The organism is Citrobacter sp. CRE-46 (genome assembly GCF_059615875.1).
Genome location: NZ_CM184341.1, coordinates 268,240 through 292,961, shown reverse-complemented (window position 1 = coordinate 292,961; position 24,722 = coordinate 268,240). Strand labels below are relative to the sequence as shown.

Sequence of the window (24,722 nt, the reverse complement as noted above, 5' to 3'; positions counted from 1 at the left end):
AGGTTAGTCCTGATATGTATCAGCTCGTTCTTGGGAAAGTTTCTGTTTTAAGCGCTGGCGAACTGCCTGCCGCGATGAAAGAGCAAGCGCCGCAAGGTGCTCGCCGGGCGCGCTGGCTGGCAGGCCGTGTGCTGCTTTCCCATGCCCTTTCGCCATTGCCGGACATTGTCTACGGCGAGCAAGGAAAACCCGCCTTTCCCGCTGACACGCCGCTGTGGTTCAATCTCAGCCATAGCGGCGATGACATCGTCCTGCTGCTCAGCGACGAAGGGGAAGTCGGCTGCGATATTGAAGTTATTCGCCCCCGCGATAACTGGCAGTCGCTGGCAAATACGGTATTCAGTCTTGGGGAACATGCTGAAGTTGAAGCCGAACGCCCGGAGCAACAGCTGGCGGCGTTCTGGCGCATCTGGACGCGCAAAGAAGCCATAGTAAAACAGCGTGGCGGCAGCGCCTGGCAAATCGTCAGCGTTGATAGCACCGCGCTGACCTCCTCACTCTCCGTCAGCCAGTGCCAGATCGATACCCTGAGCCTGGCGGTGTGCACCCCCACGCCATTTACCCTGACCGCCGACGCCGTGCAGCGTCTGGAAGCCTTAGCGTAAATTTTCCGGGAAGTTTTTCGGCAACTCACTCGCCGCGCAGGCAATCACGTCGTCATTATCTGCCCCGCAGTCGCACACGAAGGTGATGGTCGCGAACTCATCAATCACCTCGGTTGGATACGCCGGACCCGCATCGCGATACGACATCATCAGCGGAATATGATCATTCTGGAAGCACACCGTTTTTTCCGGATTGTTGATCACCCAGCGCGGGAAAAAGATGGTGCCGTGAAAGAGTTTGTCGCCCAGGTTTACGATCAGGCTGACGTCGGTCCCGGTCGGTTCGGTCCAGGAAATTTTATAAACACTCGCCCCTACCCGCACAATATACGCCCGCTGATCTTTCACCCAACGATTACCCACAATACCGCTGTGGATGCGGTAATCCAGCGTGGTCTCATTTTTTACGTAAATCTCGTAATTCCAGCCATTATCGTAGGTATAGACCAGATGTTTGCCGACAAATCCGCTCAAATCATGTTTATCAAAAGCGCTCATATTCGTTCTCCTCTTACTTGATGCGAGGATCTTAACGCTTCAAAAATTGGATGAATAACGCTATGTTTACATCATATTCATTCAATTTTTAGATAAGTTATGCACAAAACAACCCTTGAGCAATGGGCCCTGTTGGAGAAAGTGGTGGAACTGGGCAGCTTTGCGAAAGCCGCGGAAGAGACCAACCGTAGCCAGTCATCGGTAAGCTACAATCTGGCGCTATTGCAGGAGCGACTCGGCGTGACGCTACTGACGCCGGAAGGCCGCAGGGCGGTGTTGACCCCGGCGGGCGAGCTGTTGCTAGCTCAGGTCAAACCGTTACTGAAGGCCTTTTTATGGGTGGAGGCCCGGGCAGCAACGCTGCAAAACGGCACACGAACACGGCTGGATTTGCTGGTCGATAGCATCTTCCCACGCAGACGCCTGTTCGCAATCCTCAAACAGTTTCAGCAGGCGTGGCCGCAAACGCAGGTGCGGCTGACCGAGGTACTGGAAAATGCAGACGACAGGCTGGCAGCGCATGCCGATGCGGACGTAATGGTCCTGACCCGGCGTCAGGATGTGACCGGGCGTGGTGAATGGCTGATGAACATTGACTTCGTGGCCGTTGCCCATCGCGATCACCCACTCTGCACGCTGAATGCGCCGCTGGATGAAGACGCATTACGCGCGTGGCCACTGATTCGCATTGCCGATCGCGACAACCCGCAGCAACCGGTTCGCGATGCCTGGACCTTCTCTACCATTGATGCCGCGATTGATGCAGTGATGTATCAAGTCGGTTACGGCTGGCTGCCTGAGGAGCGTATTCAGACGCAACTGGCCCAGGGGCTTTTACGTCCGCTGCCGTTAAGCCATGGCGCTCGCCGCGCCACGCCGCTGCATCTGATCGTTAAAGATACTCTCGCGCCGCTGGATGAGCAGGTGAGCACGCTACTGCGTTTATTGCGGGAGCATTAACCTTTTCCCCAGAGGCCGAACGTGTGTTACAAAATACGCTAATTCCCGCATTCTCTGTGCGTCAACGCGCCACATGAAAGGTTAATTGCAGATGCAACGAGTCACCATTACCCTCGATGACGATTTACTGGAAACGCTCGACGGCCTGAGCCAGCGCCGTGGCTACAACAACCGTTCCGAAGCGATTCGCGATATTCTGCGCGGGGCGCTGGCGCAAGAAACCACCCAGGAGCACGGCACCCAGGGCTTCGCGGTACTCTCGTATGTTTATGAGCATGAGAAGCGCGACCTGGCGAGCCGTATTGTTTCCACCCAGCATCACCACCATGATTTATCGGTCGCCACATTACATGTGCATATCAACCATGACGACTGCCTGGAAATCGCCGTGCTGAAAGGCGACATGGGCGATGTACAGCATTTTGCCGATGACGTCATTTCCCAGCGCGGCGTGCGCCACGGTCATTTGCAGTGCCTGCCGAAAGAAGAGTGATTGCCTGTTTCGTTGCCGGATGGCGGCTGCGCCTTATCCGGCAATAATCGTTGAATCAGCCAGCAGCTATGCCTGTTTCAGGCTTTTACTAAGCGTTTCGATAATCCAGGTATTCACTGATACCTGTTCTTCCGCTGCCGCAAAACTTAAACGTTCTCCGAATGACTCTGGGTAGCGTAGCGTAAATGTCTTCAGCTTTTCCGGGTGAGCATAGGGCTCTATCCCTGCGGCAGAGCAATCATCCAGATACTCGCGTAAGGAAATCTCCCCCTCTTTTTGCAGCCCCTGAATGCTGTCAGCAACAAAATCACAATAGCCTGATAAACCCAGGAACTTACCGCGGAACGCATTAAGCTCAGGGACATAATTAATCACCGCAGGTTGCCCAGCGATTTCCATTGAGTTTGGCGTTTTGGGTTTGATCATGGTTTTACCCCTATACTTGTTAACCAGTCACGTACGTTTTCGACCGCGCCTTTATCTGTATCCGGAGAAGGATGTGGTCGATGAAAACTCGCAATGCTCTTATTTAAAAGAAATTTACATCGCGAACCTCGCCCTTCTTTGATTTCACCACCTAATGCCTTAATCAGTGACTCGATTTCCGACCACTTGATTCCCTGCGGCGTAGGCGCTTTAAAAAGCTGATCCAGCGTGTTCTTTTGCTTTTTGCGTAAAGACAACACCTTTTCCTTCATCGCATGTCCTTATGACTTCATCCTTTGAAGTCATATTATAACAGTACACAATGCAGTCAAGAAATGAAGTCAACCGTTTACGCCATTGTGCCAATCGTCTTACGAAAACGCAGCAGCGCTATCAGGAAGAACGCACCGCCAATCGCCAGCAGCGTCAGGAACTGCGGCCAGACGATGCTAAACCCCGCCCCGCGATAAAGTATCGCCTGCGCGAGGCTGACAAAGTGGGTGGTCGGCATGGTCAGCATAATATCCTGCACCGCCTGCGGCATGCTTTCACGCGGCGTGGATCCGCCGGAGAGCATCTGTAACGGCAGTAGCACCAGAATCATCAGCAGCCCCAGTTGCGGCATGGAACGCGCCAGCGTACCCATAAAAATGCCGATCGAGGTGGTGGCGAACAGGCTCAGCGCCACGCCCAGCATAAACAGCGGTATCGAGCCTTCAATTGGCACCCCGAGCACGCCTTTTACCATCAGCATCAGCGACAGACCGGAAACCACCAGCACCACCAGTCCCATCGACCAGATTTTCGCCATCATTATCTCAAACGGTGTCACCGGCATCACCAGCAGGTGCTCAATGGTCCCATGTTCGCGCTCGCGGATCAGCGCCGACCCGGTAAGCACAATCGCCAGCATAGTGATGTTGTTGATGATCGCCATTACCGCGCCAAAGCGGGCTGGCTCCAGATTGGGGTTAAAGCGCATGCGCATTTCCAGCGCCACCGGCGGCTCATTATTGTCGCGGTAACGCGCCACAAAACTATTCACTTCACCGCTAATGATATTCTGGATATAGCTGTTGCCGGTGAAGGCCTGGCTCATCCGCGTGGCATCGACGTTGACCTGGATATCCGGCTGTCGCCCGGCCAGCACATCACGCTGAAAATCAGGCGGAATGTTCACGGCGAAGGTGTAGCGACCGGCATCCAGCCCGGCATCCATCTCATCGGCGGTGATCATCTCCGGCGGCAAAAACCACGGGCGATAAAAGCTGTTCACAATCCGGTTCGACAACTGCGACTGGTCCATATCCGCGATGGCAATCGGCGCCAGATGCAGCGACCCCGGCAGGACAGTTGCGGAGGAGTAAACCGAAATCGTGAAGGCGAAAACGATCAGCGTCAGCATCGCTTTGTCACCCAGCAGACTGCGTAACTCTTTGATGCCAAGGTTATAAATATTGCGTAATCGGCGCATCACCCCTCCTGTTTTTTCAGCAGTAATACGCTCAGACCAACCACTACCGGAATAGCGATTGCCAGCGGGATAAATAGCTGCCAAAGATCCGCCAGATCCAGCGCTTTAGAGAACGTCCCGCGCGCAATGGTCAGAAAATGGCTGGTCGGATAAATTTCACCAATCCAGCGTCCCGGCCCTTCCAACGAGGCCACCGGATCGATCATCCCGGAAAACTGCGTCGCCGGGATCAGCGTAATAATCGCCGTACCAAAAATGGCGGCGATCTGGCTTTTCATAAACGTAGAGATTAACAAGCCCAGTCCGGTAGCAATGGTGACGTACAACAGCGCGGCCAGCGTCAGCGTTAAAAAGCTGCCCTTATGCGGGACGCCGAAGACAAACACCGACAGCGCACATAACAGCAGGAAGTTCAGCATTCCCAGCACGATGTAAGGCAACTGTTTGCCGAGCAAAAACTCGCTGCGGGTGGTGGGCGTAACGTACAGGTTGATAATCGAACCCAGCTCTTTTTCGCGCACCACACTGAGTGCGCTGAGCATGGAAGGAATCATCATCAACAGCAGCGGGATCACCGCCGGAACAATCGCCGGCAGGCTCTTCACATCCGGGTTGTAACGATAGCGCGTCTCGATGGTCATCAGCCCGTTTTGCCCGCTGGCATTGGGCTGACGGGCCATCACATCCTGCAGCCAGGTCTGGTGCATCGCCTGTACATAGCCTCTGACCGTTTCTGCGCGGCTCGGCATCGCCCCATCAACCCAGACGCCAATCTTCACCGGCGTTCCACGCGCGATGTCGCGGCCAAAATTGGGCGGTATTTCAATGGCTACCGCCACCTCGCCCGAACGCATCCGTTTGTCCAGTTCGTCATAACTGGTGAGCGGCGGCTGCTCGATAAAATAGCGCGACCCCGCCAGATTCAACGTCCACGCCTGGCTACTGACGGTCTGGTCACGATCGAGCACCGAAAAACGCAGGTTTTCCACATCCATACTGATGCCGTAGCCCATAATCAGCATCAGGATCACCGTCCCCATCAGCGCCAGCGTGGAGCGCACCGGATCGCGTCGCAGCTCCAGCGCTTCACGCCGGCTGTAGCTGAACAAACGCCGCAGGCTAAAGCCCTGGCGTGGCGGCTGATTATTTTCATGCACCACCGGCGCATCCGCTTGCGAAAGCGTCGTCTCCGGCGCCGGGCCTGCGGCCTCCTGTAACCAGGAGATAAACGCCTCTTCCAGACTGGCGGCACCGCGCTGCTTCACCAGTTCCTGCGGCATGCCGCTGGCCAGCACTTTTCCGGCGTGCATCAGCGACATGCGATCGCAGCGCTCCGCTTCGTTCATAAAGTGGGTGGAGATAAAAATGGTCACTTTATCCTGCCGCGACAAATCGACCATCAATTGCCAGAACATGTCCCTCGCCACCGGATCGACCCCGGAGGTCGGCTCATCAAGAATGAGCATTTCCGGGCGATGAATCACCGCCACCGCCAGCGACAGGCGTTGCCGGATCCCCAACGGCAGCGCGCCGGGCAACGCGTCTTCGACATCGGTCAGGCTAAAGCGCTCGCTCATCTCTTGTACGCGCTCAGGGATTTCTGCCTCAGGGATATGGAACAGCCGCGCGTGTAGTTCGAGGTTTTGCCGCACGGTCAGCTCGCTGTAGAGCGAGAACGCCTGTGACATATAGCCTACCCGGCGGCGGGTATCGATATTCTTCGGATCAACCGCTTGCCCAAACAGCCATGCCTCGCCTTCGCTTGCGGGCAGCAATCCGGTGAGCATCTTCATGGTGGTAGATTTGCCGCAGCCATTGGAGCCGAGAAAACCGAAGATTTCCCCGCGCGGAATGCGAAAGTTAACGTGGTCAACGGCGACGAACTTGCCGAAGCGCATGGTCAAATCTTTCGCCTCAATGGCAATCTCTTCCCGCTCAGCGTGATACGGCGGGATCACCACCGGTTTGTGCGCCTGACGCTGGGCTTCGGGTAACAGCGCGATAAACGCCTGCTCCAGCGTGTCGCTGGCGGTTTTTTCGCGTAGCTGCTGCGCGCTCCCGGTGGCTAACACTTCCCCGGCGTTCATCGCCACCAGCCAGTCGAAGCGCTCGGCTTCTTCCATGTAGGCGGTCGCAACCAGCACGCTCATGTTGGTCTGGCGCTGGCGAATACTGTCAATCAGATCCCAGAATTGAGCGCGGGACAGGGGATCGACCCCGGTGGTGGGTTCATCGAGAATCAATAGCTCCGGGTCGTGGATCAACGCGCAGCACAACCCCAGTTTTTGTTTCATCCCCCCCGAGAGTTTCCCGGCAGGACGATCGCGAAACGGCGCCAGACCCGTACTGTTCAGCAGCTCGGTAATCCGCGCTTCGCGCTCCGCTTTATCATGACCAAACAGGCGGGCAAAGAAATCGACGTTCTCATATACCGACAGCGTGTGGTACAGGTTTTTCCCCAGCCCCTGCGGCATCCAGGCAATGCGCGGGCAGACATCCCGGCGGTGCTGCGGGTCGCGCATATCGCCGCCAAGCACCATCACGTTACCGTGTTCAATAACCCGCGCGCCGGAGATGAGCGACAACAAGCTCGATTTCCCCACGCCATCCGGGCCAATCAACCCCACCATGCAACGGGCGGGAATATCCAGCGTGATATTGTTCAGCGCGACCGTTTTCCCGTAATGCTGACTCACGCCGTCAAGGTGCGCCACGGGAGGAACAGGAACCAGCGCCAGATGCGTCATTGCGGCAACCTCACCATCAGGTCGTCAGGCCAGGCGCGCTTTTCATCGACACGCACCCACGCCATGCCCGGCAGACCGGTTTTCACGTACTCGAGATGCTGCTGCAATAGCTCTGGCGGGATACGCGCTTTGACGCGGAACATCAGCTTCAGTCGTTCATCGCTGGTTTCCACCGTTTTCGGCGTGAACTGCGCGACGCTGGCCACAAAGCTGATGGTCGCCGGAATGCGCAGATCCGGCGCGGCATCCAGCACCAGTCGCGCTTCGCCGCCAATCTTCAGTAAGCCAGCCTGTTCGGTAGGTAAGAAGAACGTCATGTAGACATCGCTGAGATCGACCATATTCAGCACGCGCCCACCCGCGGAAAGCACTTCGCCCGGTTCGGCTACGCGATACTGTACGCGACCATCGCGCGGAGCTTTCAGTTCGCTGTCATCAATATCAGCGGCAATGCGACGTTCGGTAGCCTGCGCGGCTTCTACGCGGGTCTGCGCCTGAATGATGCTGGTACGAGCGGCTTCAATCGCCGCTTTGGCCGCAGAGACCTGCGCCTTTGCCGACTCCAGCGCGGCACGTGCGCTTTCTGCCGCGGCCCGATCGTCATCCAGTTGTTGCTCGGACACCGCCCCTCGCTGGGATAGCGAACGGGAACGCACGTGACGTTTAGAGACCGACTGCAGTTCCGCCTCACGCTGTTTTACCACCGACTGCGCGGCGCGCATTTCACTTTGCCGCTGTTCCAGCAACGCCCGCGCCGCCGCCACCGCGCTTTCGGCTTCTTTGATTTGCGCGATCGCCTCCAGCCGCTGTTCCTGCAGCACGCGGGTATCCATTTTCGCCAGCACCTCGCCCTGACGGACAAACTGCCCTTCCGAAACGAGGATGGTATCAATACGCCCGGCAATCTTAGTGGCAATATCCACTTCGGTGGCTTCAATTCTGCCGTTGCTGGCTGCAAACCCCTCCGGTATTCCCGCAGGGCGCAGCATCCACCAGGCTATCGCGGCCACCACCACTAGAACACCCGCTCCCCACCACATCAGATGACGCTTAAACTTATCCATATTCGACCCGCCGTAATCCCTGTTATCAAACGTTGCGTGTCACAAAGCCCACTGAACAGCTATTCAGCGGGAGATTCCATCCGGGATGAGAAGGAATGAAAAACAATGGCCATTGAGCGAGCAGGCGTTAAGGCAACGCGCGCCGCGAAGGAAGTGAATGACGAAAATGCTGTGAAATCGGGTAGTAATGTTGTCATCATCAGCGTTCCTGGCCGGAAATGAAACACGCATACTCATAACTGCTGTCTATTGAATACTAACACCTGGATTCAATATGTCTATTCGGTTGTAGTGGGGATATCGCCGCCGACCAAGCATGTCCGGTGATCCGCTCACCGGACACGTTCTGGGTTAATAAGCCTGCTGGTATAGCCGCAACGTATCATCTTCATTAAGCGTAACGGGATTATTGCCCAGCAAGCGGGTCTGCTGCATGGCATCCTGCGCTAATATCGCCAGACCGTCTGCGGGAACACCAACGTCACGCAGCCTGTTGGGCGCCCCGGTTGCCGCAATAATGCTTACCATCCCGGCAATAAACGACTGGGCATCGATATCCACGTTTCCTGTCACCTGTGCCCCAATGACGGGAGCCAGCTCGGCATAAAGTGGGGCCGTTACCGCCACGTTAAACTGCAGCACCGGAACCAACATTAGCGCATTCGACAAGCCGTGCGGGATATGGTGTCTGGCACCCAAGGGATAAGCCAGCGCATGCACCGCCGCCACCGGAGAGTTAGCGAAAGCCTGTCCCGCCAGCATCGCGCCCAGCAGCACATTTTCTCGCGCTTCACGGTTGTGCCCGTCACGACATGCGGTCACCAGATGGCGACTGATTAAACGTAACGCTTCGCGGGCCAGCGCGTCCGAGAGTGGGTTTTTCTTATGCTTGCCGGTATAGGCCTCAATCGCATGCACCATCGCATCTATCCCGGCGGCGGCAGTATGGACAGGAGGAAGTCCCAGGGTCAGTTGCGCATCCAATAGCACCAAATCGCCATACAGTTGCGGGGAGACAATGCCCATTTTGCTGTCATCGTTGGTCGTCAAAATTGCAATATTGGTAACTTCAGACCCGGTGCCGGCGGTGGTAGGAATGTTAACCAGCGGTAGGCGTTTCCCGGCGACCTTTTCGATGCCGTAAAGCTCCGGCAGGTCTTGTTCAGAGCTGATTAATACAGCCACCAGCTTTGCGACATCGAGCGAGGAACCGCCGCCCAGACCAATAACCATTTCGCAGTTACCATCGCGGGCAACCTGTAAAGCTTCGCGAACGAGGCGCTCGTGTGGATCGGGTTGGACCCGATCATACAGCGTCACCTGAAACCCTGCGTTGCGCAGACTGTGCAGAACCGGCGGCAAAACCCCAGCCTTGACCAGACCGGGATCGGTCACCAGCAATAAACGACGTGCGCTAAACCGATGCTGAAGAATCTCCCCTAACCGTGACGCACCCGCCCACTCGACGATGATTTCCGCTACCGTGGTAAACGCAAAATCCTTCATGGCTTTGTTCATTGAGGTATTCCTTGCAGTGAAAATGGACAGCTTTTAGCAATGCGGTTCATCAGGAGGAATGTGAAAGCTTTTCACCTCTTTACGCTCCAACATCGGGGCAATAATGCCAGTGCCAATTCGTTGAAAATGTTCCGTTTTCCGGTGAAGTTCGAGCCCCTCTGCGCAACGATAGGTTTCAAGAATCACAAAGCGATCGCCGTCTTCCGTGGAGCGGAAAAACTCATACGATATATTTTCAGGCTCCTGACGCGTTGCCTCTGCCAGCATTCTGAGCGCGTCGTTAACTTTGTGACCCATCGTCGGTTGGGCAAAATAATGTGCAACGACAAACAGCTGCGTGTTTTCCATTTTTGGCTCCCGGTGGTTTAACGTAGCAAATTCACATCCCATAACGCGCTGTCGCTGCTTGATACAGCTATCGCGCCGTGCAACAGCGCCGTCCGGGCATGTTCCTCATTGCAGACAAACCCGGAGGCCACAATCGGCGGCAACACATTACGATCGGCCTGCGGCAGCAACGGCAGCATCTGCGCAGGCATCAGTTGCACATAATCGGGTTCGCTTTGCTCCACGGCTTTCAGGCTGCGTAGCCAGGTAGAGCGGTCGGTGACGAAGATTTTCTGCATGGTGATCAACCCGCATTTTTTCGCGCGCTGTACGGTTTGCAGACGCGTGGAAAGCAACCCCATCGCCCCCGTTTCGGCCACATAATCAATGCCGCCTTTATCCTGGGACAGCCCATTACAACTGTCGATATTCACGATGACGTACTTTCCCGCCTTCGACAGCAGTTCGATCACCGGCTGGAGCTTAATCAGATCGATATTGGCAATGATGCAGACTTCAGCTTTGCTGGACAGTGCGGTTTTCAGTTGCTCAATGCCGTAAATCGCCATGATGACGGGCTGGCGTGCCAGGAGCACGCCAAGGTTTTTTATCATGATTGACCTGCCTGATGTGGGTAAAGCTGAGCGCTTAAGCCCAGCTTGCCCGGGTTAAGGATATTTTGCGGATCCAGCGCTTTTTTAATATCAGCCAGAACCGACAGCGATTCACCTAAAGAAGCCTGCATGTAGGGGGAACGGAGCAGCCCGACGCCATGGTGATGGCTAAGGGAAGTATTGTGTTTAATCAGCACCGCATTTGCCGCGTCCCATGCCGCACGATACCAGGCCGCACGCTGCTCGACGGGCACATCGCCACGCAGTGAGAAGTAAAGACATGCGCCGTCGACGTAGGCATGGGACTGATGCGCTGACCCCGCCAGCGTGCCCGGTACGGCATTGATCGCTGCCACCACATCATCATAAACCGCGCTGAGATCGCGCCAACGCCCCACCATTTCCAGCGTATCCGCCACCAGGCCGGGGCTTTTCTTAAAGCCTTCGGCGCTTTTTCCCGTCAGATACCGGGTATCCAGCCAGCGCTCAAAGATAGATTCACCGTCAAGTTCTTCTCCGCTCTGCTGACAAATACGTTCACTGATCGCCAGCACCGCGTCGACAATGTCGGGTTCTCCCTCATCCGCAATCAACAGGACGTTGGTCTCGGGCAGGCCAAACTGCACGCCGCTTTCCAGGTTATCGTACAAGCGCAGTGCCGCTGGATTAGCGCCATGCTGTAAGATTTCGCGACACGCCTCCAGCCCACTAGCGAAGCTGGAAAAACCCCAGGCGATAGCGCGGCCATAATCCGGCAGACGATGTAGCTTCAAACGCACACGTACTATCACGCCCAGCGTACCTTCCGAACCGATAAACATTTGCTGTAAATCAGGTCCGATAGCGCTGCGTGCATAACCGCCAACGGTGATTAAGCGCCCATCGGCCAGCACCACATCCATGCCAAAAACCATATCTTCAATTTTTCCGTAGCGGGTAGAAAGCTGTCCCGCACCGCGACAGGCGACCCAACCGCCGACGGTACTGATCCCAAACGATGACGGCCAGTGCCCCATGGTCATGCCATACTCTTTTTGGATAGTTTGCTCGAAAATATCGCCAAACATGCCGGCTTCTACCTCAACAATCTGGCTTTGTGGGTCAAAATCGAGCAATTTGTTGAGTTCGCAAACGTCGAGCACAATCCCTCCGCGCAGCGGCAATGCGGCTCCGGTAACGTTACTTCGCCCGGCAGAAACTGTAACCGGAATAGCGGATTCACTGGCGAGGCGCATTATGTCCTGAATCTGTTCTACGGTAGAAACGCGTACAATCACGCCTTTTGAGGTGGCAGGCGCGCCCTGGGTTTCCGCAATCATTGAACCGGCCCACCAGTCGCGGGTCCAGGTAATCACATCGGACTCCGACGTCAGCACCTCATCAGCAATCACCCGCAGCCGGTCAAACGTCGCTTCGCTAATCGCAACGGGATCTACCTGCATTCCTCTTGCGCCATTGCTGCTGGTGATATCTGTTGCCCATGCGGGGCGAGTATGTGCGCCAATGGTATAGTTTCCACGGTTATAACCACGTTTAATCGCTTCTTTACTGATCATTCTGATGTCCCCATAAGCATTGATTTTTCATGTTTAATTGCGGCCTGATAGCTGGCTACCTGTTTTGCCACCTGTTCAGGCTGTAACCGGAGTTCTTGTTGCAGTATTTCCCCAACGCGTTCAGCGGCAATGGCTGACGCATCGCGTGCCATCAGGCGCGCGCGAATTCGACGCGACAGCACATCATCAACGGTGCTGGCAAGCTCATGGCGTACGGCATACACCACTTCCGCTTCGGTGTAGGGAAGCCCTTCCACGATAGGTTTAACCCGCGAGGGATCGGCCTGAATAATGTCACTGACAAAATGCGCTTCGGTGCCATAGCGCTCGCCCAGATGCGCAGACAGGCCGCCAGAGGCCAGAATGGCCTGTGGGTCATAGCCAGCCGCGCCCAGCAAATACGCAGTTTTCGTTGAGCAGGCTTTTTTACGGCCCAGTATTTTGCTGGCCGCATCAATGGTTTCTTCCGCCATGTGGCGCGAGGTCGTCAGTTTGCCGCCGACAATGGTAATCAGTCCGTCCGCTGCAACCCTGATCTCATGGTTACGCTTCATCTCAACGGTTTTACCGCCCGCGGTACCGACAAGCGGGCGGCAACCAGCGATACTTCCCACCACATCTTCCGGACGCAGATCCGTTTTCAGCGCCGAGTTTGCGCCTTCCAGCAGAAAGTCCAGTTCAGTGCGATTGCAGTGAACATCGTTCAAATCGCCCTGATAGTCTTCATCCGTGGTGCCCAGATAGGAGACGTTGCCCCAGCGCGTAATGGTCGCGCGCCGACTGCGTCCGGCCACCGGAATGGTCACCGTGCAATCATTGCGAATTTTCATCCACGGGATGGCGACATGAACCCCCTTCGCCGGACGGATATTCAGCGGCGATGATTCCCCTTTTTTCAGCCCACTCCAGTCACGCAACCAGACACCCGTCGCCATAATGACAACCCGCGCTTTGACCCGGATTTCCCTGCCATCGGCATACACGATGCCCCCATTGACCTTGCCATGCTGGTCGCGTGTGGTTTCGATGACTTCGGCATGGTTTGTTACCGTCGCCCCATGAAACGCCGCCGTCCGCACCAGGGCCAGCGTTAACCTGGCGTCATCAACACGGGCATCGAAATACATAAAGCCGCCGGAGAGTTGCTCTTCTTTCAGCGTTGGGCAGTGCGATAACACTTCCGCCGGCGTTAATTTTTGGTGAAGAATACCTTCCCGCCATCCCCCGGCGAGATCGTAGGTCCAGAGCAGACTTTCAAACGCAGAGGACATGCGTTTATCAAACACGCCATTCTTATCGAGTACCGGAAATAAAAAGGGCAGCCGCTGCACCAGATGGCGAGCATTGCGGCGCATACGCTGGCGCTCGAGCAAAGAATGACGTACCAGTCCGAGGTTCCCTTGCTCGATGTAACGCAGGCCGCCGTGCACCATTTTTGATGACTTGGATGACGTCCCCGAGGCAAAATCACTCTTCTCAATTAACGCGACCCGATATCCGCGCAAGCTGGCATCCAGCGCCGCATAGGCCCCCGTCACTCCGCCGCCGACAATCAGAATGTCGTAGGTTTCGCTTTCCAGTCGGTCCAGTTGCTCAGGACGCTGAAGACGCAACGGTTCGGCGCCGTACATATCACTGCGTGTTTTGTTTGGCTTTCGCGAAGGGAAAAACTTCATGAGTCGGCGTGCTCCTGATTAGCGGTAGTGAGGCTGCTGGCGGTTTCCATTTCGAGCGCAATACGCATCTCCCAGCGGTTGATTTTTTGTTCGCGAAGGTCATGACTGATTTTGGGTTCAAACAGACGCGCCGTTTTCAGCGTGGCGCAGGCATCAGACAACGAATCCCACAGCAGCCCATCGGCTCCCGCCAGAAACGCCGCGCCGCGTAAGCTGGCCCTCGCCGTTTCGGCCATCCGCCGTACGGGGATCCCACTAACATCGGCCTGGATTTGCAATAACGTGTCGCTATTGGACAACCCGCCGCCTACCACCAGCTCTTGCGTTGCGATGCCGGTTGCCGCTTCATTGGCGCGCATACAGGCGGCTACCGAATGCGCAATGCCTTCCAGAATGGCGTAGGCCACCTGCGGACGTGTGGTCGAGATTGAAATACCGTTAAGCGAGGCGCGGGCATGCGGCTGCAAATGAGGAACACGCAGCCCCGTTAATGCTGGAATGAAACTCACGCCGCCAGAATCATTAGCCTGTGCAGCCAGCTCGCTGATTTGCTCGGGTGAGTCGAACCAGCGCAGCTTTTCGCACACCCAGTTCAGGGCCGAACCGGTCGTCGGGACGAATGTTTCTACAGAGAAGTGCGAGCGTCCTTTTTGTCGGCGCGCGGTCATGGTGAGCGTACTTTCACAGCTTTTTTTCAATGTCGGCACCGTCGGCCCCATCATTAAATCAACAAAGCTGCCGGTCCCATGCATACACAACGCCTGCCCGCGCTCAGTGCAACCCAGCCCAATAGCCCCCGCAAACTGATCCCCGGCGCAAGCCCGGATCGGGACGCTGATCCCGAGGATATCTTCACGCGTAGAGCCAAAATCATCGGTATCATCGTGCAATTCAGGCAGCAATGACGTCGGGAACTTCAGCGTCTGCAGCCATGGCAAATGGTACTGATGCTCGTTGAGGCAATACGCGCCCGCAGAGGTGGCGTTGGTGGGGGTGGTGACACATTTTTTTCTTCCGCCAGATGCCAGAGCAACCAACTGTCAACGGTGCCAAAAACCAGGGTTCCAGCCTGGTGCGCCCTCTTCACTGCCGGTGTATTGGCGATATGGTATGACGCCCAGAGGTAAGGTGAACGTATCCCAACCGGTCGTCCAATTACTGGCAGCAGTTTCGCATCCCATTCGGGGGCAAGTCGCGCCAGCTCATCCGTAAAACGCGCATCCTGCCAGACCATCGCAGGCGCCAGCGCCTTGCCAGTGATTGCATCCCAGAGCACCGCCGTTGAACGTTGCGTCGCAATCGCCAGCGCCACAATACGCATCTTGCTGTGCTGCGCATTGGCAATCGCTGTACGACACACCGCAATAGTGGCCTGCAAAATTTCATCAGCATCTTGTTCAACAACGCCATGGCGCTGGCTACTGACCTGAAGCGGCTGGTATTCAAGACAGTGGACCTGGCTATTTCGCCCCACCACTGCCGCACGCGTACCTGATGTACCTTCATCAATAGCCAGAATGACATCTTCATATTCAATCATTTCGTACTCCTGTTTGATTCCGGGGCCATCGACTCGGGATAAGGTGAATGGGGTGATTCGAACTGCGGGGCGCCAGGCTCGTTATCCGGCTGAATCGTGGTGCGAGTGGGATCCCATGGGATCACAAAGCAGACGATGCTGGCGAACAACGGCACGGCGGACATGATCAGGAAGGTCGTTTGCAAGCCGTAGAGATCACGGAAAACGGGGAAGATAAACAGACCGAGCGCCGCACCTATTGCCCCGAGCGCACCGACCACGCCATTCGCGCCTGCCCGCAGTTCACTGCGAAAAGAGAGGGATGAAAGGCTTTTCCCGTTTGCACCGGGTCCACCTGAGTGACAAAGAATAAACAACGCGGGGACCAGCAAAGAGGCCCACAGCGGCATACTGTCGCTGAACAGTCCCAGCGTGAGCAGTACGAGAAAAGCCACGGCAAAACCGATCGCCGAAGAGCGGCGCAAGCCCAGACGACGACCGATTGCAGGAGACAAGAAACCGCCAACAATACCAAATACGTTAAAAAATAGTGAACACAAGGTTGCGTACACAAAGTTTTTACCGAACATCGCGGCACTAATAACCGGCAAATACCAGCCGACGCCAAAATACTGGATTGACTGGCAGATCTGAACCGTAGAAGCCAGAATCGTACGCGGTAAATATACGCCACGGAATATTAGCAGTACATTTCTCGCCCCTTTTTCTGCTTGCCCAATGACAGGTTTTTGCTCCGCTTTTGGCGCCAAAATAAAATTATCACCGTATATTTTATTCATAGCGATCACAGCATCAGAAAGCCGTGATTTTCTCGCCAACCATACCGGACTTTCTACTAAATAACGGAACTGGAAAAAAAGTACGATGAGTCCACATAACGCTGTCACAGAAATAGAATAACGCCAGATAGCATTCCCAACATCCCAGGAATAAAACATCAGCGCTAATGCCAGATTTAAACAAACCGCAACATACCAGACCCCTTGCCAGGTGTTTAAACGGCTTTTTAGTTTCACTGGCGTGAACTCTGCCAGCATCGCCATGGCCACGGCAAAATCCATCCCGTAAGACACGCCAACAAAGAAGCGGCCCACGATTATGGTGCTGAAACTGGAGGATGACATCACTAACAGCGCACCAATCACCGCCATTATTTTGGCGATTATCAGCGGTGGTACACGTCCCCAGCGATCGGCAATCCAGCCGCCAATAGGATTAAATAATATGGCAACCCACGATGAAAATGAGGTAAGTAACGCAACTTCAGTTGCGCTCAGATTTAAATTGCGGGTCATTGGATTTAATCCAGCACTAAGAGCTGAATTTGAAAAAGCATCAAGGAACAGGCCACCTAATGCCAACCACCAAATAACACCGGCTCTGCCACTGATTTTTCCGCGAGAGTCGATGCAATTGATAACATCATCAACGCCACGGATTTTTATCGGATTTGAGAATGAGCATGCGGACATGGCTTTCCCCTTCATAATATTCGGAAGAAGGTCGCCATTAGCTAAAAAAATGCAATAAGAGACCATCTTAATTTCACAGATAGTCTCTTATCTAAAATCTGTATTTTTCCACTCTAGAAGGTAAGGGAAAGCGTGTCAAAGCGACTTTTTGCCTCATCGTTGATTCTGTGACTTGTAGCACATATGTTAATAAATCATTACAAAAATAGGTCGCCATGAGCCATTTTTCCGTTCTCAGCGGATGGGAGCGCCGCTGTGAGTGTACGTAGTCGATGCGCTGGTGGCTGATTTACGCTGAACGATCGCAGATCTTCCTGTGCAACGTTATTGCAATATTCATCAAAAATGGGTGTTGAATACGAAATTCGCTTTTACTCCAAACTCCACCACCAAAATAAAAGTATTAAAATTCATATAGATAACAGCAAAAACATTTGATATTAATCATTTAAAAAACTTATTTTTCGTTATGTTGATCACATTAACATCAAAAGAATGGTGATCTTAAAATAGGTTTTAAATATTGTGGTCAGGCCGCTAGACCACAATAAGAGGATATATCATGAAAAGAAAAACAATGGGATGGCTTATCGTTTTTCTTCTTTTTATAGTTTACATGCTTAACTATATGGATCGTTCAGCATTGTCGATCACTGCTCCACTCATCGAAAAGGAATTAGGATTCAATGCTGCTGAGATGGGTATGATATTCAGCGCATTCTTTGTTGGTTATGCTCTATTTAACTTTATCGGTGGCTGGGCCAGTGACAGATTTGGCCCCAAGACAGTATTTCTGGTCGCCGCGTTACTCTGGTCATTATTTTGTGGGATGACCAGTCTGGTTACTGGCTTATGGACTATGCTGGCTGTTCGCGTGTTATTCGGCATGGCTGAAGGACCGGTCAGCGCGGCCGGAAATAAAATCATCAATAACTGGATTTCACGCAAGGAATCTGCAACTGCGATTGGTATTTTTAGCGCAGGTTCACCGTTAGGTGGCGCGATTTCTGGTCCGGTAGTTGGCATGCTGGCGCTTTCATTAGGCTGGCGTCCGGCATTCGGTATCATTTTCCTGTTCGGTTTAGTCTGGGTATTACTATGGTATTTCACTGCCAGTGATAAACCTTCAAAAAGTAAACACCTCGCCCCGGAAGAACGTGTCGATTTTGAAAACCATGATGACATCATTTTAGCGGATGACGGTAAAGCGATGCCTTCTCTCGGTTACTACATGAAGCAGCCTATGGTGTGGGCAACGACACTGGCCTTCTTCAGTTATAACTACATACTCTTTTTCTTCCTGACCTGGTTTCCAAGCTATCTTAACCACTCTCTACACCTTGATATTAAAGAAATTAGTATTGCAACCGTCATCCCGTGGGTAATTGGTGCGATCGGTATGGTATTGGGCGGAGTATGTTCTGATTTTATCTATCGCATTACAGGAAATGCCCTACTTTCTCGCCGTCTTATTCTCGGTGTTTGCCTGGCTGGCGCGGCGATCTGTGTGGCGGTTTCAGGAACGGTTACGACTATCGGCAGTGCCGTTGGACTGATGTCAGTCTCGTTATTCCTGCTGTATTTGACTGGACCTATATATTGGGCAGTTATTCAGGATGTCGTGCACAAAGATAAAGTGGGCAGCGTCGGTGGTGCCATGCATGGACTGGCAAATATATCCGGAATTATTGGCCCTCTGGTCACCGGGTTTATTGTCCAGTTTAGCGGTAAATATGATTACGCATTCTATCTGGCTGGGGCTATTGCGATTGTTTCCAGCTGTCTGGTATTCGTATTTGTCAAAAATAAAGGATTAAAAACAAATGAAAGTCAAAGCTGTTTACATCAATAAACCTGGTGAAATTGAAACCCGTTGGGTTGATTATCCGGAAAAGAAAGATAATGAAGTACTAATAAAAGTTGATGCTGCTGGGATATGTGGTTCTGATATTGGTGCATTTCGTGGCACTAACCCATTAGTAACCTATCCACGTATTATTGGACATGAAGTCACAGGCATTGTTATTCAACAAGGCAAGGGCATGCCAGCAAATATTAAAGAAGGTGATCGCGTTATTGTTGATCCTTATATTTATTGTGGTCATTGCTACCCTTGCTCAGTAGGCAGAACAAATTGTTGTGAAAATCTAAAAGTAATTGGCGTGCATATTGATGGCGCAATGCAGGAGGTGGTTGCTCACCCCGCACATTTAATTCACAAAATCCCTGATGATGTCGCCTCAGAGATGGCTCCGTTAGCTGAACCACTGACTATCGCACTGCATGCGCTACATCGCGCCAAACTGACGGCCGGAGAGCATATCGCCATTATTGGTGCCGGTGCGATTGGCCTGATGGCGGCACTGAGCGCATTGCGCTACGGTGCGACACCCATTCTGATCGATATCGTGGACGAACGACTTCAGTACGCAAAATCACTGGGCGTGCCTTACGTCATCAATCCGTCGAACATCCGGGTTATTGAGGCGATCAAAGAGATCACGCAGGGGACGATGGCGCAGGTTGTAGTCGAAGCATCTGGCGCCAACAGTGCAATTCGCGAAACTCTGGATCTTGCGTCATTTGCAGGTCGTATTGCTTTCACCGGCTGGCCAAAACAGGAGACATCGTTACCCACTAACCTGATCACGTTTAAGGAACTGGATCTGCGCGGATCGCGTACCAGTGCAGGTGAATTCGAAGAGGCGTTACAAATGCTGGCCACGCTGAACATTAATCCCGCGGATGTCGTCAGCAAGGTAGTGAATATTGATGATGTGCCTGACGCCGTGAAGGAACTCGATCAATACCCGGAACGCTATCTGAAGATCAATGCGACCTTTCATTAATTTTTCCAGGAGATAAAGCGATGGAACAAACCTGGCGTTGGTATGGCCCAAACGATCCCGTATCGTTGTCCGATGTTCGTCAAGCTGGTGCAACGGGTGTGGTAACTGCGCTGCACCATATTCCAAACGGTGAAGTCTGGTCCGTAGAAGAAATTCTCAAACGCAAAGAGATCGTAGAAAAAGCCGGTCTGGTCTGGTCGGTCGTGGAAAGCGTGCCGATCCATGAAGACATCAAGACCCACACGGGCCAGTACGATCTGTGGATCAAGAATTACCAGCAGACACTGCGCAATCTCGCCCAATGCGGCATCTTTACTGTGTGCTACAACTTCATGCCGGTTCTGGACTGGACCCGTACCGACCTGGAGTATGTGCTACCCGACGGTTCAAAGGCTCTGCGCTTTGACCAGATTGAGTTTGCCGCATTTGAATTGCATATCCTCAAGCGCCCTGGTGCGGAAGCGGACTACAACGCGGAGGAAATTGCCCAGGCTCACCAGCGTTTTGCGGATATGAGCGAAGAGGACAAAGCCCGGCTGACGCGCAATATCATTGCCGGTCTGCCAGGTGCCGAGGAAGGATATACCCTGGACCAATTCCGTAGCCACCTTGCAACCTATAAAGATATCGACAAAGCGGCCCTACGGGAAAATTTCGCCTGGTTCCTGAAAGCCATTATCCCAGTCGCTGAAGAGGTAGGAGTACGAATGGCGGTTCATCCTGACGATCCACCGCGCCCGATTCTTGGCCTGCCGCGCATCGTTTCTACTATAGAAGATATGCAGTGGATGGTGGATACCGTAAACAGTGCGGCCAACGGCTTTACGATGTGTACCGGATCTTACGGCGTCCGCGCAGACAACGATCTGGTTGAGATGATCAAACAGTTCGGTCCGCGAATTTACTTTACGCACCTGCGTTCCACACAACGCGAAGAGAATCCCAAAACCTTCCATGAGGCAGCGCATCTCTCCGGTGATGTCGATATGTACAGCGTAGTGAAAGCGATAGTCGAAGAAGAACAGCGGCGTAAAGCTGAAGGCAACGCCTCACTTATCCCCATGCGACCCGACCATGGTCATCAAATGCTTGATGACCTGAAAAAGAAAACTAACCCAGGGTATTCCGCTATTGGTCGCCTTAAGGGCCTGGCTGAAGTACGCGGCGTTGAACTGGCTATCCAGCGCGCCTTCTTCAGTCAGTAACCACATTGCCGCATGGTATCCCCGCCATGCGGTTTTCACTTTCAGTCAGCACCAGTCTTTGATAACGCATTATCAAAGAAGATCATCAATGACAGGAGTTTGTCATGGACAATAATCTCGCCACTGCACAGATTTCCACCCCACGCCCACGCAGGGATCGTTCACGCCTCGTTTCGCGCATCGTGCATCTTGGTTGCGGCGCTTTTCACCGCGCCCATCAGGCACTCTATACACATCATTTGCTGGAAAGCAGTGACAGCGACTGGGGCATATGTGAGGTCAACCTGATGCCCGGAAACGATGCCACACTGATTCAAAACCTGAAGGCGCAGGATCTGCTGTACACCGTTGCCGAACGCGGCGCACAAACGACAGAGCTTAAAATCATTGGCTCGATGAAAGAAGCGCTGCATCCTGAATTTGACGGTTGTGAAGCCATTATCCACGCAATGGCACGTCCAGAAACTGCCATCGTTTCGCTGACCATCACCGAAAAAGGATATTGCACAGATGCCGCCAGCGGCGAGCTGGATCTGAATCATCCGTTTATCCAGCACGACATTGCCCACCCACAGTCCCCCAAATCAGCAATTGGTTATATCGTTGAAGCCCTCGCGCTACGCCGCCAGCAGGGATTGAACGCTTTTACTGTGCTGTCCTGCGATAACGTGCGGGAAAATGGCCACGTCGCAAAAACCGCTGTCCTGGGTTTGGCCGCCGAGCGCGATCCGCACCTGGCTGAGTGGATTGCCGAACAGGCAACGTTCCCATGCACGATGGTAGACCGCATCGTTCCAGCAGCAACAGAAGAGACGTTAGGGCAAATCGCCGAACAGCTTGGCGTTTACGATCCCTGTGCCATTGCCTGCGAGCCATTCCGCCAGTGGGTTATCGAAGATAACTTTGTTAATGGACGTCCGGACTGGGATCGCGCGGGCGCACAGTTTGTGGAAGATGTGGTGCCGTTTGAAATGATGAAACTGCGTATGCTCAACGGCAGTCACTCATTCCTCGCCTACCTCGGTTATCTGGGCGGCTATGAGACGATTGCCGATACGATGACAAACCCGGCGTATCGCAACGCTGCGCTGGCGTTAATGCTTGACGAACAGGCCCCAACGCTGTCGATGCCTGAAGGTACAGACCTGGCAGGTTATGCGGAATTGCTTATCGCGCGCTTTACTAATCCAGCACTGAAGCACCGAACCTGGCAAATTGCGATGGATGGCAGCCAGAAATTACCGCAGCGTTTGCTGGATCCCATTCGGCTGCATCTGGCACGAGGGGAAGATTACCGTCATCTGGCTCTGGGTGTCGCAGCCTGGATGCGCTACGTCAGCGGTGTGGATGAAAAAAACAATCCGATTGATGTGGTGGACCCTCTGGCGGCACGGTATCAGGCGATAAATCAGCAATATCAGTCACCTGAAGAGCGTGTGCGGGCGCTGCTGACAATCGACACCATTTTTGGGACGGATTTGAGCGATAACACAGACTTTATCAAACGCGTAACCGCTGCCTGTCAGCAATTGCACAGCGTAGGAGCACGTGCAGCGGTAGCCGCTCTAAATCATTAAATATTTTACTTCAAAGACCCACGATCTGTCTGACATAAGCCAGATGTTCCAGTGATTTTTGGTAAGCACCGTCAGCATCAGCCTGGCGGATCGCATCCACAATCGCTTTATGCTGAGTATTCATGCTGGTTAATACATCCCGATTGCCGGAACGCTTGTCCAGTCCGGCATACGGGATGTTAACGCGTTGTTCCCACAGCATTCGCGACATATCAAGCAGTACGCGGTTCTGGCTGGCTTCAGATACCGTTAAATGGAACTGCTTATCGAGGGAGTAAAAGCCATGGACATTGTTTTCACTAATGGCTTTTTCCATGCTGAGGTGCAGCGCTTCAAGCTGACTAATAAGTTCATCTTTGCCTGCTTCTGCAGCAAGACGCGCGCAATGACTGTCAACCAACTCTCGCGAATAGAGTATTTCTTCAACCGTATAATCACTGGCGGAATGCTTTTTATCAGTAACAATAACGCCATTACCGGACTGGATGGTGATCCATCCTGAGATCTCCAGCACAATCAGCGCTTCTCTGAGCGATGCGCGACTCACGCCAAGTTGCTTCGCCAGTTCACGTTCAGGGGGCAAGAAGCTTCCTGGCGGAAAAATACTATCGTTGATGAGCTTAATGATGAGATTGGCTATCTTTTGATAGAGCCGCTCCTGTTTTACCTCAGGAATAACCATGTGCCTCCCGTTCTCTTATCTGTGAGATTTTTAACTGATTATCTTATCATTCCCGGAGTTAAGAAACGCATGCCTGAGTCAGTTCCTTGTAACAGCGGTAAACAAATTCACTCACCAGAGACCAAATCCTGCGCGCACGCCCAGGCGCTCGACCATGCCCACTGGAAGTTGTATCCACCCAGCCAGCCGGTGACGTCCATCACTTCACCAATAAAATAGAGTCCTGGCACTTTACGGGCTTCCATCGTGCGCGATGACAGCTCGTTGGTATCCACGCCGCCCAGCGTGACTTCAGCGGTACGATACCCTTCCGTACCGTTCGGCTGCACCCGCCACTCGGTCAGGGTCTCCACCAGCGTTTGCTGATCGCGCACGTTAAGCTGTTTCAGCGAGACATCCGGGATTTGCCCTAACTGCTGTAAACATTCCACCAGGCGTTTTGGCAACTGCATAGCAAGCGTATTCTTTAAGCTCTGATTAGGGTGGGCGCTGCGCTGTTCATCCAGGAAGTTCGCAAGGTCAACATCCGGCAACAAATTAATGCTGACAAATTCACCTGGCTGCCAAAAACTGGAAATCTGCAGCACGGCCGGACCAGAAAGCCCGCGGTGCGTAAAGAGCAGGTTTTCACGAAATACGGTGCCGTCCTCGGCGGTGATAACGGAGGAAACGGATACGCCAGAGAGCACCTGAAGCTGCTCCAGCAGCGGCTTGTGTAAGGTGAAAGGCACCAGACCTGCGCGCGTCGGCAACACGTTCAGACCGAATTGTTCGGCAATTTTATAGCCAAACGGCGTCGCGCCCAGACCCGGCATCGAAAGACCACCAGAGGCGATAACCAGCTTTTTCGTGCCGACCGTCATGCCGTTCAGCGCCAGGATGAAATCTTCCCCCTCGCGCTCAACGCTGAGGACTTCGCTACGTAACCGCATAGTTACGTTACCCTTTTCACACTCGTCCACCAGCATATCGACAATTTGCTGGGCGGAATCGTCGCAGAACAGCTGACCCAACGTTTTTTCGTGCCAGGCGATGCCGTGCTTGCCCACCAGATCGATAAAATCCCACTGCGTATAACGCGCCAGCGCCGATTTGCAAAAATGTGGGTTTTGACTCAAATACGCGGCAGGTTCGACATAAAGGTTGGTAAAGTTGCAGCGTCCCCCGCCAGACATGAGGATCTTGCGTCCCGGCTTTTTACCATTATCAATCAGCAGTACCCGGCTACCTGCTTGTCCTGCCTGCGCGGCACAAAACATACCCGCTGCGCCAGCGCCTATAATAACGGTATCAAACCTTTCCACGTTGCGATCCTCTCTAAAAAGCGGGGGTGAATTGTAAAGATTCCTCAGTGGTCGCACCAGCACCAAACTACCGATAAAGGGTATTTATCTGAAATATATAGGATAATTCTTTAGTGGTGTAAAACAAAGCAGGAG

The 24,722-nt window shown here is 53.6% G+C and carries 23 protein-coding genes; 7 read left to right on the top strand and 16 right to left on the bottom strand.

What is annotated here, in order from left to right:
• The first annotated feature begins 14 nt into the window (after positions 1 to 14).
• On the top strand, positions 15 to 605 hold the full coding sequence (acpT, locus tag AC534G_RS01375) for a 4'-phosphopantetheinyl transferase AcpT (protein WP_038635032.1): 591 nt from the start codon (positions 15 to 17) through the stop codon (positions 603 to 605).
• Here acpT and AC534G_RS01370 read toward each other — a convergent pair.
• Entirely contained in the window at positions 597 to 1,103 is a 507-nt protein-coding gene (locus AC534G_RS01370) for a phenolic acid decarboxylase (protein ID WP_110496599.1), read from the bottom strand. The two genes, acpT and AC534G_RS01370, sit on opposite strands and share 9 nt — an antisense overlap.
• Positions 1,104 to 1,202: 99 nt before the next feature.
• Between AC534G_RS01370 and AC534G_RS01365 the strand changes: the two genes are divergently transcribed.
• Both AC534G_RS01365 and nikR read left to right on the top strand, forming a co-directional pair.
• The gene (locus AC534G_RS01365) at positions 1,203 to 2,063 is read left to right on the top strand and encodes a LysR family transcriptional regulator (protein WP_110496597.1); all 861 of its coding nucleotides are present in this window, start codon (positions 1,203 to 1,205) and stop codon (positions 2,061 to 2,063) included.
• Positions 2,064 to 2,154: 91 nt separating this feature from the next.
• Positions 2,155 to 2,556 carry a nickel-responsive transcriptional regulator NikR gene (nikR, locus tag AC534G_RS01360; protein ID WP_006687486.1) on the top strand — a complete coding sequence of 134 codons (402 nt, stop codon included), beginning with the start codon at positions 2,155 to 2,157 and terminating at the stop codon, positions 2,554 to 2,556.
• Between the two features lie 66 nt (positions 2,557 to 2,622).
• Here the strand turns inward: nikR and AC534G_RS01355 are convergent, their stop codons facing one another.
• From AC534G_RS01355 to AC534G_RS01295, 13 genes are all read right to left on the bottom strand, one after another.
• Positions 2,623 to 2,982, bottom strand: a complete 360-nt coding sequence (locus AC534G_RS01355) for a type II toxin-antitoxin system HicB family antitoxin (protein ID WP_087856264.1) — start codon at positions 2,980 to 2,982, stop codon at positions 2,623 to 2,625.
• Entirely contained in the window at positions 2,979 to 3,254 is a 276-nt protein-coding gene (locus tag AC534G_RS01350) for a type II toxin-antitoxin system HicA family toxin (RefSeq protein ID WP_003837806.1), read from the bottom strand. Before AC534G_RS01350 ends, AC534G_RS01355 begins: the two co-directional genes overlap by 4 nt.
• A gap of 77 nt (positions 3,255 to 3,331) precedes the next feature.
• Complete coding sequence (locus AC534G_RS01345) at positions 3,332 to 4,456, bottom strand: ABC transporter permease (RefSeq protein ID WP_038635040.1); 1,125 nt, start codon at positions 4,454 to 4,456, stop codon at positions 3,332 to 3,334.
• Positions 4,456 to 7,203, bottom strand: a complete 2,748-nt coding sequence (rbbA, locus tag AC534G_RS01340) for a ribosome-associated ATPase/putative transporter RbbA (protein WP_110496593.1) — start codon at positions 7,201 to 7,203, stop codon at positions 4,456 to 4,458. The genes AC534G_RS01345 and rbbA overlap by 1 nt, the downstream gene beginning before the upstream one ends.
• Entirely contained in the window at positions 7,200 to 8,267 is a 1,068-nt protein-coding gene (locus AC534G_RS01335) for an HlyD family secretion protein (protein ID WP_110496591.1), read from the bottom strand. The genes rbbA and AC534G_RS01335 overlap by 4 nt, the downstream gene beginning before the upstream one ends.
• A gap of 351 nt (positions 8,268 to 8,618) precedes the next feature.
• A complete protein-coding gene (locus tag AC534G_RS01330) occupies positions 8,619 to 9,785 on the bottom strand; it encodes an iron-containing alcohol dehydrogenase (protein ID WP_110496589.1) in 1,167 nt (388 codons plus the stop codon).
• Positions 9,786 to 9,818: 33 nt separating this feature from the next.
• Positions 9,819 to 10,133: a putative quinol monooxygenase gene (locus AC534G_RS01325; protein WP_038635050.1), complete on the bottom strand. Its 315-nt coding sequence runs from the start codon at positions 10,131 to 10,133 to the stop codon at positions 9,819 to 9,821.
• Positions 10,134 to 10,150: 17 nt separating this feature from the next.
• Positions 10,151 to 10,726 (bottom strand): glycerol-3-phosphate responsive antiterminator, encoded by a 576-nt coding sequence (locus AC534G_RS01320; protein ID WP_042311797.1) that lies wholly within the window; start codon positions 10,724 to 10,726, stop codon positions 10,151 to 10,153.
• Positions 10,723 to 12,282, bottom strand: coding sequence for an FAD-binding oxidoreductase (locus AC534G_RS01315; RefSeq protein ID WP_110496587.1), 1,560 nt, complete (start codon positions 12,280 to 12,282; stop codon positions 10,723 to 10,725). The genes AC534G_RS01320 and AC534G_RS01315 overlap by 4 nt, the downstream gene beginning before the upstream one ends.
• Positions 12,279 to 13,958 carry a glycerol-3-phosphate dehydrogenase/oxidase gene (locus tag AC534G_RS01310; RefSeq protein WP_069323764.1) on the bottom strand — a complete coding sequence of 560 codons (1,680 nt, stop codon included), beginning with the start codon at positions 13,956 to 13,958 and terminating at the stop codon, positions 12,279 to 12,281. The genes AC534G_RS01315 and AC534G_RS01310 overlap by 4 nt, the downstream gene beginning before the upstream one ends.
• Positions 13,955 to 14,896: an FGGY-family carbohydrate kinase gene (locus AC534G_RS01305; protein WP_233593726.1), complete on the bottom strand. Its 942-nt coding sequence runs from the start codon at positions 14,894 to 14,896 to the stop codon at positions 13,955 to 13,957. Before AC534G_RS01305 ends, AC534G_RS01310 begins: the two co-directional genes overlap by 4 nt.
• Positions 14,875 to 15,498, bottom strand: coding sequence for an FGGY family carbohydrate kinase (locus tag AC534G_RS01300; protein ID WP_233593728.1), 624 nt, complete (start codon positions 15,496 to 15,498; stop codon positions 14,875 to 14,877). The genes AC534G_RS01305 and AC534G_RS01300 overlap by 22 nt, the downstream gene beginning before the upstream one ends.
• Positions 15,495 to 16,970 carry an MFS transporter gene (locus AC534G_RS01295; RefSeq protein WP_110496583.1) on the bottom strand — a complete coding sequence of 492 codons (1,476 nt, stop codon included), beginning with the start codon at positions 16,968 to 16,970 and terminating at the stop codon, positions 15,495 to 15,497. The genes AC534G_RS01300 and AC534G_RS01295 overlap by 4 nt, the downstream gene beginning before the upstream one ends.
• 562 nt (positions 16,971 to 17,532) lie before the next feature.
• Here AC534G_RS01295 and AC534G_RS01290 point away from each other — a divergent pair.
• From AC534G_RS01290 to AC534G_RS01275, 4 genes are all read left to right on the top strand, one after another.
• Positions 17,533 to 18,822, top strand: a complete 1,290-nt coding sequence (locus tag AC534G_RS01290) for an MFS transporter (RefSeq protein WP_038635066.1) — start codon at positions 17,533 to 17,535, stop codon at positions 18,820 to 18,822.
• On the top strand, positions 18,794 to 19,819 hold the full coding sequence (locus AC534G_RS01285) for a zinc-binding dehydrogenase (RefSeq protein ID WP_038635069.1): 1,026 nt from the start codon (positions 18,794 to 18,796) through the stop codon (positions 19,817 to 19,819). The genes AC534G_RS01290 and AC534G_RS01285 overlap by 29 nt, the downstream gene beginning before the upstream one ends.
• Before the next feature lie 20 nt (positions 19,820 to 19,839).
• A complete protein-coding gene (gene uxuA, locus AC534G_RS01280; protein WP_038635071.1) occupies positions 19,840 to 21,024 on the top strand; it encodes a mannonate dehydratase in 1,185 nt (394 codons plus the stop codon).
• Between the two features lie 104 nt (positions 21,025 to 21,128).
• The gene (locus AC534G_RS01275) at positions 21,129 to 22,601 is read left to right on the top strand and encodes a fructuronate reductase (RefSeq protein ID WP_038635074.1); all 1,473 of its coding nucleotides are present in this window, start codon (positions 21,129 to 21,131) and stop codon (positions 22,599 to 22,601) included.
• A 10-nt stretch (positions 22,602 to 22,611) separates the two neighbouring features.
• Here the strand turns inward: AC534G_RS01275 and AC534G_RS01270 are convergent, their stop codons facing one another.
• Together AC534G_RS01270 and AC534G_RS01265 are read right to left on the bottom strand one after the other, a co-directional pair.
• Positions 22,612 to 23,283 (bottom strand): FadR/GntR family transcriptional regulator, encoded by a 672-nt coding sequence (locus AC534G_RS01270; protein WP_069323761.1) that lies wholly within the window; start codon positions 23,281 to 23,283, stop codon positions 22,612 to 22,614.
• A gap of 107 nt (positions 23,284 to 23,390) precedes the next feature.
• Entirely contained in the window at positions 23,391 to 24,587 is a 1,197-nt protein-coding gene (locus AC534G_RS01265; RefSeq protein WP_069323760.1) for a BaiN/RdsA family NAD(P)/FAD-dependent oxidoreductase, read from the bottom strand.
• Positions 24,588 to 24,722: the final 135 nt, after the last annotated feature.